This is a genomic window from Nostoc sp. FACHB-190, assembly GCF_014696905.1.
Classification (GTDB): Bacteria; Cyanobacteriota; Cyanobacteriia; order Cyanobacteriales; family Nostocaceae; genus Nostoc_B.
In genome coordinates, this window is record NZ_JACJQW010000005.1 from 329,290 (window position 1) to 341,108 (window position 11,819).

The 11,819-nt window shown below is 38.6% G+C and carries 10 protein-coding genes; all 10 read right to left on the reverse strand.

Annotation, left to right across the window (positions count from 1 at the left end; genetic code table 11):
- Positions 1–564: 564 nt before the first annotated feature.
- Positions 565–1,878, reverse strand: coding sequence for an NAD(P)H-dependent oxidoreductase (locus tag H6G28_RS09310; protein WP_190590688.1), 1,314 nt, complete (start codon positions 1,876–1,878; stop codon positions 565–567).
- Between the two features lie 139 nt (positions 1,879–2,017).
- A complete protein-coding gene (gene rfbC / locus H6G28_RS09315) occupies positions 2,018–2,587 on the reverse strand; it encodes a dTDP-4-dehydrorhamnose 3,5-epimerase (protein WP_190590687.1) in 570 nt (189 codons plus the stop codon).
- A 181-nt stretch (positions 2,588–2,768) separates the two neighbouring features.
- The gene (locus H6G28_RS09320; protein ID WP_190670401.1) at positions 2,769–3,629 is read right to left on the reverse strand and encodes a phytanoyl-CoA dioxygenase family protein; all 861 of its coding nucleotides are present in this window, start codon (positions 3,627–3,629) and stop codon (positions 2,769–2,771) included.
- Positions 3,630–3,706: 77 nt separating this feature from the next.
- On the reverse strand, positions 3,707–4,540 hold the full coding sequence (locus H6G28_RS09325; protein ID WP_190670402.1) for a phytanoyl-CoA dioxygenase family protein: 834 nt from the start codon (positions 4,538–4,540) through the stop codon (positions 3,707–3,709).
- A gap of 159 nt (positions 4,541–4,699) precedes the next feature.
- Complete coding sequence (locus H6G28_RS09330) at positions 4,700–5,521, reverse strand: phytanoyl-CoA dioxygenase family protein (protein WP_190670404.1); 822 nt, start codon at positions 5,519–5,521, stop codon at positions 4,700–4,702.
- A gap of 7 nt (positions 5,522–5,528) precedes the next feature.
- A complete protein-coding gene (locus tag H6G28_RS09335) occupies positions 5,529–6,572 on the reverse strand; it encodes a glycosyltransferase family 2 protein (protein WP_190590683.1) in 1,044 nt (347 codons plus the stop codon).
- A gap of 24 nt (positions 6,573–6,596) precedes the next feature.
- Positions 6,597–7,547, reverse strand: coding sequence for a glycosyltransferase family 2 protein (locus H6G28_RS09340; RefSeq protein ID WP_190670405.1), 951 nt, complete (start codon positions 7,545–7,547; stop codon positions 6,597–6,599).
- Between the two features lie 214 nt (positions 7,548–7,761).
- Positions 7,762–8,790 (reverse strand): SDR family oxidoreductase, encoded by a 1,029-nt coding sequence (locus H6G28_RS09345; RefSeq protein ID WP_190670406.1) that lies wholly within the window; start codon positions 8,788–8,790, stop codon positions 7,762–7,764.
- 176 nt (positions 8,791–8,966) lie between these two features.
- Positions 8,967–10,181, reverse strand: a complete 1,215-nt coding sequence (gene lhgD, locus H6G28_RS09350; RefSeq protein WP_190670418.1) for an L-2-hydroxyglutarate dehydrogenase — start codon at positions 10,179–10,181, stop codon at positions 8,967–8,969.
- Between the two features lie 97 nt (positions 10,182–10,278).
- Positions 10,279–11,052, reverse strand: coding sequence for a glucose-1-phosphate cytidylyltransferase (rfbF, locus tag H6G28_RS09355; RefSeq protein ID WP_062287188.1), 774 nt, complete (start codon positions 11,050–11,052; stop codon positions 10,279–10,281).
- Positions 11,053–11,819: the final 767 nt, after the last annotated feature.

Here is an 11,819-nt window from a genome sequence, read left to right on the forward strand (position 1 = left end):
TTAGAGATAGAATAAAGACCGAATTGGAAAAATTGCTAGACTCAGATCCCCGACTTCTTTAAGAAGTCGGGGATCTGGTTACTCACGAATAATTAAATTAAATGTCAGAACTCAGGAATCAGAATTAGATAAAGCCAAACCGTAAGAATTCAGGAGTCAGAATCCAGGAGCCAGAAGAGTTAAAGAATAAGGAGAAATATTTGATGAGTCAATTTGCTAATCTACAAATAGATACCTCTAAATTCTGACTTCTGACTCCTGAGTGCTGAATTCTTACGCCAAATCTTACACCACATTGAATAATGATTGTGAGAAATAAGTAGAAGGACTAAATTAAACCTAACTTGAAGTTGCCGGGTTTCGACACTTCGACAAGCTCAGTGCATCGCTGCGCTCAACCCTCGTCTTCTCAAGGATCGAGCATTGAGCGTTCGCGTAGCGTCTCCCTTGGGGAAAAGTCGAAATGCGTCTTCTAAATAATTGTGTCCACCTACTTAGATTTATTGTAAAGACGTTGTATACAACGTCTCTACTCACTTCTACAATCTAAAATCCAAAATGGGATTACCCAACAGCTACGAGAACTTTTTCAGAAGCAAAATAAGCATTTTGTTCTGCGCGTAATTGGTCACAAAGTCTACCTTCGGGTAACTCTACATCGTCATAAGTCAGCACTTGATCGCGGGGAATATCTCGTTTTAAGCGACAGCCTTCAGCTAAACCCATTGGTAAGAGTTTTTGTGCTTGAACGATGGGTGAATTTTCACATTGACCGTAGGTCATATAGTAACCAATGCCGTCGAGAGTTTCGCCAGCTTTCAAATCGATTTTGGCCGTTGTGACTACATCGACCATTGGTTTATTAATTGGAGCCATGACTGCATCATGGAATAAGACAGCACGAGCCACTGACAAGGGAACTTCAAAATGACAGAGGTGATAAGGAGTATAGAAGCTATAGAGAGGCCCTTCACCTAATTTGTAGAGGTTGAGATAGTGGCGTTGTTTGGGGTCGTCGTGGGTAGCGAAGACAAATACACCGGGGCCTGGTTTAGCACCAACTACATAATCGACGATACCGCCTAATTCTTTGAGTTGGTCAATGTCATACATATTGGTCATTTCATCAACATGACCTGTGAAGTCATAGCCCAGCATTCCCCGTTTAGCGACTTGCATCCCGGTTGCATTAGCCACGATCGCCTGCTCAAAGGAAATTTTGCTACCATCAGCAAAGCTTGTTACCATGTGGGCTTTTTGTCCCCAACGTTTAGCAAAGCCTTCTTGGGTGGTGGGGTTGCGATAGGGGTCTTGCAAGCCTTTGATGTTACCGCACAGTAATGGTGTTAAACCAATGCTCTGCACGAAGCGGTACAGATTCATTTCTACCCCTGGTTGGTCGCCATCGCAAGCACTGAGGATAACGCCTGCTTTGTCGGCGTAAACTTTCAGGATGGGGCCGACAGTACCATCGAGTTCAGCATTCATCATAATGACATGCTTGCGATGGGCGATCGCTTCCATAACGATATGAGCGCCAAATTCAACTGCGCCAGTTACTTCAATAATTGCTTCAATGCTCTCAGCTTGACAGATGATTTTAGCATCGTCGGTGATTGTATATTTGCCACTGGCGATCGCATCTTCTAAATCGCTGACAGTGTTCACCACTTGCACATCTGCAATACCAGCTTCTGTATAAGCTCTTTTGGCTCCATCAATACTGCGGTTGAAGATAGCAACTAACTCCATTCCCGGAACAGAATTAATAATTTGATTAGCAATTCCTCGCCCCATAAAGCCAGCACCAATCATTCCTACTTTGATGGGATTACCAGCAGCAGCACGAGCTTTTAAAGCATTATCAATAATAATCATGAAATTCCTCTTTGAATATCACTAAATTATCTGTGGTTAATATCAACTATTAACTAAATTGTCAGCGTAAATATGTCTCATTATCTTACTAATGACAAATGACAACCTTAAGTAGTTACCTTGATTTGCACCTACTTACTTATACATTTGCCGAAACAGCTTCAGCTTCTCCAACACGCATCATACTCAGCAATGGCCAATTCAAATCTTTTTCAGAAATTTCTGTGACTTCTACAGGCCATTCAATGTTGAAAAATGGGTCATTGTAGCGTAAGCCACGCTCATATCCTGGTGTATAAAACTCACCAACTTGATAGATAACTTCTGCATCATCTGTCAGTGCTTGATAACCATGAGCAAACATTTCAGGAACATATAAAGCCCGACGATTCTCGGCTGTTAATTCCACACCAATATGCTGTAAAAATGTTGGTGAATTAGGACGCATATCAATAATTACGTCATAAATTGCCCCTTGAGTACAGCGCACTAATTTTGTTTCAGCTGCGGGGTGGAGTTGATAGTGCATTCCCCGCAGAGTACCTTTTTTATAGTTATAAGATAAATTACATTGAGATACTACTGGTTTTAATCCGTGGGCTTCAAATTCTTGAGCGCAAAAATATCTAGCAAAAAAACCACGATGATCATTTTTGGCTTCTAAGTCAATAATGTAAGCATCTTGAAGACTTGTAGCGGTGAAAATCATGAATTACCTCAATATTAATGTTTGATTGTTTCAGAATTTGGGAGCTATAAATCAGTACTCAAAATACTTAAAAAATCAGGAAAAATTCATCAATATAAATATCAATTATCCTAGATATATTTTAAATACTCACCCTTCGACAAGCTCAGGGCATCGCTTCTGAATACTGAGTTATAAACTCTTACTTAATTTGTGAAACCAGAACTTTTTCTGATTCAGGTACAGTCACTTCGGCTCTGGGATGGGTATCATCCCAAAATTGGGTACACAGGTCTGGTCTTTCAGGAGGGTTAGCTGTGTAGCAAAAGAACAGGGTTGAGCGTGTTTCGCTGCGTACAGTTCCGTGATGTAAAGTATTTTTAGTATCTACAAAAATGATTGTACCTGCTGGCCCTGGACAAGATTTCCAAGCTGATGGAGGTATGACTTTTTTGACAATTTCATCATCAATCCCCATATAGTTTGACTTTAAAAGCTGGTAGTAAAGCCACCAAGATTTCAGACTAAATAAATGTGTTAAAGAACGGGGAATGTATTGAAAAGGGCCAGTTTTTTCTTCTACATCATGCAAGCAAACAAAGATTTTGATTAAGCGTCGGTCTTCAGCATCGCTATGCCATAATAAAGTGCCGAATTGATGATCACTAGGGAAATCTTGGCGTAAGTGTACACCATGAAAAGTGATAGGTAGGCCAATATAATTTTCAATTATATTTAGCAATCTTTTTTGCGTTGCCCATTGAGAAAATTCGGGTAAAGCCGTCACTGTGGTAATGTGCGGCCATTTTTCGGCTAAATTTTCATTGTTGGGATTTCGTATCCGCGACAATTGATAATTAGCAGCTTGGAGTAGTTCAGCACTAAAATCTAAACCCAAATCTGCCAAGGTTGTCGTATAAACACCGTCTCGTTTGAGAGTCTCGACAATGATGCGATCGCGTGATTCTAATACTGGTAAATTTTTAGTATGTCGCCAACGTTTGAGGTTAAAAACCAAGTCGGAGTATAGGGAAAATATTTTGTATTTAATTTTTTTTAGCATGAGCTTATGATGTCGAAAATTGTCAGTCAACAGTTGGGAATTTATTTCCTCAATTACTAGAGTGATACATAGTATCACTAAGCAATTTCTTGCAGCATTTCTGGTTTTGGAAAAGTGTCATCCCAATATTGAGTGCAAAGTTCTGGTCGTTTGGGTGGATTAGTTGTATAAACAAAAAATAGTGCTGACCTTGCTTCGGTGCGGATGGTACCGTGATGTAAAGCAGTTCTGGGATCTGCAATTAATACTGTACCGGCTTTCCCTATACAAGATTGCCAAGCTGATTTGGGAATAATTTTTTCTACTTGTTCATCGTTAATTCCTAAGTAACCAGACTGACGCAACTTGTGGTCAATTCGATAGGAATTTAAGTGCGGATATGATGTTAAAGATAAAGGAATATACTCAAACGGCCCGTGCTGTTTCTCAACATCATGGAGATAAATAATTACCTTAACCATTTTGCGGTCTTCGGAATCTTTATGCCATAATAATGTGCCGAATTGATGTTCATTTGGAAAGTCTTTGCGTAAATGTACACCGTGAAAAGCAACGGTTAAACCTAAATAATTTTCAATTATCTTTAATAGTCTGTTATTACTTCCCCATTGATAAAATTCTGGTAAATCTGTGACTGTATAAATTTGTGGTAGTCGCTTATTCAAATGAGCGTTATGAACATCTGCCATTCTGCTTAATTGTTGATTAGCAGCTTGTAGCATTTCTGGGGTGGATGGTAAGCCTAAATCGGCGAGTGTGGTTACATAAGCACCTTCTCGTTTGAGGGTTTCGACAATCAAGCGATCGCTTGATTCTAATGCCGGCAGTTTGGCTGTATGCTGCCAGATTCTCATTCTATAAGCTAACTCTGAGTTGAGTGTTGCCATTTTGCCTTTTAGTGTATTCAGCATGGCACAAATACCCCATTAATTTACTGTGATTACGTTAATAAGCGTTGGAAACCAGAATTCAGGAGTCAGAATTCTGCTAGATAGAAATTTTGTAAGTTTCTATGTATTAATTGTCAAACTTGATTCAACTCTGACTCCTAAATTCCGTATTCTGAATCCTTAGATTTTCTGGAGTGTTTCTGGTTTAGGATAAGTATCATCCCAGTATTGAGTACAAAGTCCTGGTCGTTTAGGTGGGTTAGCAGTGTAGACAAAAAATAGTGTGGAACGCTCTTGAGTGCGTACAGTTCCATGATGTAAAAGTCGCTGGGTATCAACGATAATGACGGTACCGGCTTTACCTGGACATGACTTCCACGCTGATTTAGGCACAATTTTGTCTAAGGTTGCATCGTCAATGCCTGTGTTATAAATTTTGGAATACAGGCGATAGAAATTAAGATTAGAGATAGAAGTAAACGATGCTGGTACATATTCAAAAGGGCCGTTTTTTTGTTCTACATCATTTAAGTAAATGATAATTTTAATAATCCGGCGATCTTCTGAATCTCTGTGCCATAGCATGGTGCTGAATTGACTAGTATTTACAAAGTCTTTACGTACTTGTACACCATGATAGGCAACAGGAAGACCAATATAATTTTCCAGAATATTTAACAGCCTTGTTTCCTTTCCCCAGTTATAAAAGTTAGGCAAATGGGTAACTGTGTAAATTTCTGGAGGATTTTGAGCAGAAGCTGTATAGTTATCAGTACCAATATTTGGTAATAAGCTATTAGCAGCTTCGAGTAATTGTGGTGTAGTGGCTAATCCCAAATCAGCGAGTGTTGTTATGTAAATACCTTCGCGTTTGAGGGTATTAACGATTAAGCGATCGCCTGGGTCTAGGGTTGGCAAATTTGGAGTATACTGCCAGAGTTTGATTCTATAAGCTAACTCTGAGTTTATTGCTTCTATCTTGTCTTGAAGTATATTTAGCATAGGTAGATTATTTTGTTTTGATAATAGATTTTGGTTGCGATCGCCTGTTATTTGCACATCGTACTTCTTGGGGAGTTGGTTCGTGAGCTTCGGCAAGTTTCAAGTCTCCCAACGCCATCACATCAAACACCGAAAGACTAACTAAAGCAACAAACGGAACCGCTACTTTAATGGCAGATACAGGCCATCTTCTTAAAGCTCCCAAGAAAACTTTTAAATTAACTTCTTTGCCATTTTGTAATAGCATCCGTCTGCAAAATTGCTTAGAATAGCCACATTCCTCTAGTTTCAAAATGACTTCGGGAATATGTTTATACTGCATTAATAAGGCTGATTTTGGCTCTTTTTGCCAATAACTCACACCCACAATACATTCTAAATAAGTTTCTTTAGTGACGATTATCTTACCGTGTCCAGCGCAATAGCCAGCCAAATATGCTAAAGAAATCCAATTACTTGCAGCATCCGGCCAAATTTGTAAGGCACGTTTTATAAAGTCAGCGCGGTAAATACTAGCTGTGAGAAAAATAACTGCGCCAACGCTTTTAGCAAAGCAATGTTCAAATATCGCTTTACTATCTCCACGACCATCTTCTGCATCAGCATCAAACCAGCGATTTCCCATAATTGTGGGGGGATGAACTGGTTCGTTGGTAATTTTATTTCTTCCAGAAAAATTGAGAAATAATAATCCTAAATCTTCATGTTCTTTGAGCTTATGAATTACATAAGGAATAGCTCTATCTTGAATTGGATCATCATCTCCAATTGTCCAAACATACTTGGTGGTCACAGAACTTAGGCAATACATAATATTCCGCATTACACCTAAGTTTTCAGGATTTCTATTTGACCTAAAGGTGATATTACTCAGTTTTGCTTGCCATTTCTGAATCACAGCCTGAGTATGATCTGTAGAACAGTTATCAGAAACTAAAATTTCACATTCAGATTCAAAACCTTGAATTGCTTTTCCGAGCCATGATAACTGTTTATCTAGTAATTCAGCCCGATTATATGTAGGAATGGCAATGGTGAGTAATTTATTCATAAATGGAGAAATTTTTCAGGTTTATTAACTAACTTTTAGTGCTTTTGCGGGTAAAAATGACTTACGTATAGATGCAATGACTAAAACTAGATATGAAATAATAATGTTTATGGCTAAACCTGGCCATCTTCTTAAAGCTCCCAAGAAAATTATCCAGTCGCTTTTAGTAACGATATTCTGCAAAATCATTTGCAGACAAAATGTTTTAGAATAGCCAATTTCTAAAAGTTTGGCATAAACTTCCGGTATATAAACAAACCTCATCATGAATGACCATTTTGGGTCTTGCTCCAAATAACTCGCGTGCATTGTACATTCCAAATAATTATCTTTAGTGACAATCACGCTACCATTGCTGGCACAAAATCCTGTCCAATATGCTTGGGATGCCAAATTTTTACAAGCAGATTGCCACTGTTGCAGAGCGCGTTGTACTAATGCTGTTTGATAAACTGTTGCAGTCATAAAAATTACGCCGCCAAAGCTTTCTTTGAGATAATGTTGTAAAGCCGCTTTGCCATTAGCCATTGGTGCATCACTATCACTGTTAAACCAGCGTTTTACAGTAATTTCATTTGTTAACTTATTCCTGCCATAGCAATTCAAAAAAATCAGTGCTGTCTCAGGATTTTGCTTGATAGTTTTTAACAAAAAAGCTAGAGCATTATCTTGAATTGGGTCATCATCGCCAACTGTCCAAACATATTTACCACTAGCAGCTTGAATGCAGGCAGCGATGTTAGGCATTAAACCTATATTCTCTTGATTTCTATAATATTTAAATGTAGTTTCACTAAAGATTGGTTGCCATTTTTTAATGATTTCTTGAGTGTGATCTGTAGAACAATTATCAGAAATAATAATTTCACACTCAGATTCAAATCCTGGCAGGGATTTAGCTAACCAAGATAGTTGTTGTTCTAACAGTGCGGCACGATTATAAGTAGGAATTGCAATGGTGAGCAACTTATTCATTTTTTTGCTAAGATATATTACAGGATGAAATTTAGTATTGTTAATATTGGCTTAAGAAGGCAAAAGTAAAAAGTTAAATGGCAAAAACAAGAGAATAAACAATGGTTAAAAATCCCTAAATTAATTTACGGTAATTACTTTTTACTTCTTAAGTAATTTTTATATCCCCGACTTCTTTAAGAAGTCGGGGATATAACTTTGTTAAGACTGGGATTTACTTTTTAGTCCAGAAGAAATCTTTGTCAATTTGTTCGGTACGGATGAGATACTCTAGCTGCTTTAAGCGAGTAAAACCTCTAAATAAGAAGGTGTCTTCAGTCATATCAATTTGACTGAATAAGTTAAATAATTGTTGTGCGCCTAATTGAGCATTCCAATCACATTTAAAACCAGGGAGAATGCTGTTAATTTTATCGAAGGATACGCGATAACTGCGGTTATCTGCGCCATTTTGACCAAAGCTTAGTTTACAGCCGGGGAAAGCATCAGCAATAATTTCGGCAATTTCTTTGACGCGATAGTTATTACTGGTATCACCAACATTGAAGATTTGATTATGTACAAGGTCGCGTGGTGCTTCTAAGGCACAGATAATGGCTTTACAAATATCTAATGCGTGGACTAATGGCCGCCAAGGTGTACCATCGCTGATCATTTTAATTTCTTTACTTGTCCAAGCTAAACCAGCGAGGTTGTTTAATACAATGTCAAACCGCATTCTAGGAGAAGCGCCAAAAGCTGTGGCGTTTCGCATGAATGTTGGGGAAAAATCATCATCTGCCAGGGGTCTAACATCCCGTTCAACGAGGGTTTTACATTCTGCATAAGCAGTTTGGGGATTGATGGGAGATTCTTCTGTCACATCGCCTTCTGTAGCAACACCATAAACACTACACGAAGACATATAGACGAAGCGTCGGATACCCATTGTTTTAGCTAAATTAGCAAGGCGTACAGAACCTAAATGATTGATTTCGTAGGTAATATTGGGTGCTAGTTGTCCAGTGGGGTCGTTGGAAAGTTCCGCCATGTGAACAATTGCTTCTACACCTTCTAAATCTTCTGGGGTGATGTGGCGGATATCTTTGTTGAGGGTTTTAGCGGTAATTTCTGTACCGTTGTATAGCCAACCAACTTTATAAAAGCCTGTATCAACACCGATGACTTCATGGCCACGTTCAATTAACAGAGGAGGCAATAAAGAACCTAAGTAGCCTTCTGTTCCGGTTACTAATATTTTCATTTGTGGAAATTCCTTTAAAAGTTTTGAGGTAAAAATTCAGGAGTCAGAAAATGTTTTAAAAGCCCTCTATTTGCTAGTAAGACATTTGAGATCCCCCTAAATCCCCCTTAAAAAGGGGGACTTTGACGCATTTTCTGGCACTCTGGGATACTTACGCCACTCCCAACTCCCAATGCTTATGCAACAATTACAGTTTCAAGATGGGATTGTTGGGGAACTTGAGAAGCGATCGCTTTGCCAATTTCTAAAGAAGATGTGGCTGCGGGCGAAGGCGCATTGCACACATGAATGGAGTTTTGACCAGGAATGATCAAAAAGTCGTCTACTAGTTTGCCATCATCCATTAAAGCTTGGGCGCGGACTCCCGCATGGGTGGGAACTAAATCTTCGGCTTGAACTTCGGGAATCAGTTTTTGCAAACTTTTGACAAATGCTGCTTTGCTAAAGGAACGAATGATTTCTTGGATACCTTCGTCAGCGTGTTTGGCTGCAAGTTTCCAGAAACCGGGGTAAGTCATGACTTCTGCAAAGTCCCGCAAGTCGAAGTCGGTTTTTTTGTAACCTTCGCGCTTGAGGCTGAGAACGGCGTTGGGGCCAGCATGAACTGTACCATCAATCATTTTGGTAAAGTGAACGCCCAGGAAGGGAAAATCAGGGTTTGGTACTGGATAAATTAGGGTTTTTACCAGATACCGCTTTTCTGGGGTGAGTTCGTAATATTCGCCCCGGAAAGGTACGATTTTCGCTTTGGGTTCGACTCCACCTAACTTAGCAATGCGATCGCTATGTAATCCGGCACAATTGATGATAAATTTCGTTTCAAAGTTGCCTTGATCGGTTTCTAGTACTTGATTTTTCCCACTCGCAGAGATTTTCAATACTTTGGTATTGAGGCGTAAATCTCCACCTTGATTTTGAATTAATTGGGCGTATTTTAAACAAACTTGCTTGTAATTAACAATACCTGTCGAAAATACCCGAATACCCGCCACACAGCTTACATGAGGTTCAATTTCTTTTACCTCTTCTGGTCTGATTTTCTGGACTTTTAAGTTATTTTCTAAACCACGTTGATAGAGATTTTCTAACCGTGGTAGTTCTTGTTCATCGGTAGCAACAATAACTTTACCGCAGATTTCATGGTCAATTTCATGCTCTTGGCAGAATTCCACCATCGAGCGACTACCATCACGGCAAAATTTAGCTTTAAAACTCCCTGGTTTGTAGTAAATGCCAGAGTGAATTACCCCACTATTATTGCCAGTTTGGTGAAATGCCCAGTTACTTTCTTTTTCTAATACTAAAATGCGTGCTTGTGGATAGCGTTTACCCAAGGCCATTGCTGTTGATAAACCTACTATGCCACCGCCGACAATCGCAAAATCGTACATATTATTTGTCATTAGTCATTTGTCATTAGTCAAAAAGCTGAAAGTAGAAGCTTGAGCATAAAATTTCATACTTCAGACTTCATACTTCCTACTTTTCTTACCATACTTGCCAAGGCGCTTTACCACTCTGCCATAGTTCTTCGAGATGATTTTTATCGCGCAAGGTATCCATTGGCTGCCAAAAACCATTATGTTTAAAAGCAGATAACTGTTCCATGTCAGCTAACTTTTCTAATGGTTCTTTCTCCCAAACGGTGCTGTCATCCGCAATTAAATCGATAACATCTGGTTCTAGGATAAAATAGCCACCATTTACCCAAGCACCTTCACCGTCGCGTTTCTCACGGAAGCTGGTGATTTTTGTTTGCTCTTGTTCTAAGGAAATAGCGCCAAAACGTCCGGCTGGTTGTACTGCTGTGAGTGTCGCTAATGTTTTTTGTTGTTTGTGAAATTTAATTAGCTCAGTGATATTTATATCACTCACACCATCACCATAAGTAAAGCAGAAAGTATCATTTCCGACATGTTCAGCAACTCTTTTTAAGCGTCCACCAGTCATGGTACTGTCGCCAGTATTGACTAATGTTACACGCCAAGGTTCTGCATAACCAGAATGTACATTCATTTGGTTAAAACGCATATCAAAAGTTACATCTGACATGTGTAAGAAGTAATTAGCAAAATACTCCTTAATCACGTAACCTTTGTAACCACAACAAATAATAAAATCATTAATGCCGTGGGCAGAATAAGTTTTCATTATGTGCCAAAGAATTGGTTTACCACCAATTTCAACCATTGGCTTTGGTCTGATACTGGTTTCTTCACTGAGGCGTGTACCAAGTCCACCAGCCAAAATCACCGCTTTCATGCAATTACCTCGGAGATTTGTAGGGAATTATTTTTTATTTTCTGGAGATGAAGAGGATGCACTTGGTTGGAGAGAATTTGTCTTTGCTCTGTGTTTCTCCGTACATAATCTAACTAGAATTTTTGCTACTTGTATGAAGGAAAAGTAAATTAAAATCTGGAATGTGTAAAAGGTTTATGAATAGTTTTTACACAAAAAAATTATCACGTAAATGAATATAATTTTTAACAAAAATATGATTTCAATTTACGTGTAATATAAATATATACGTAATATATAGGAATACGGTTTGATTCCTGAATCTAGTTGTGTAGATAGGGAGTAGGGAATGGGGAATAGGGCGTTGAAATATTATGTTTGATCGCAACTTAGTATCAGATCAGAAATTTAACCGCCGATCAATTAAGAATTTGATTGATTTGTTTTATTTGTAGCTTTTGTGGACAGTGCAGAAAATATTTTCTAGTAATAATTAGTGCCAATTTTTACATAAACTCAGATACCCGACTTCTTTAAGAAGTCAGGTATCTAATTGTTCAATATTGAAGAAGAACTATTGACAAATGGTAAGTATTCAGTACCCAGGAGTCAGAAGTCAGAATTTAGAGGTATTTAGTAGATTAGTAAATTGATTCATCAAATAATTCTCCTCATCAATACCGTTGCCAAAATAAGAGCATGAAGAGGTAGGGCGTTTCGTAGTAGAGTTATTGTCTCTCACAACGACAACTCAGAAACTACTAGCCGCCCATGCCCGACATCTTATC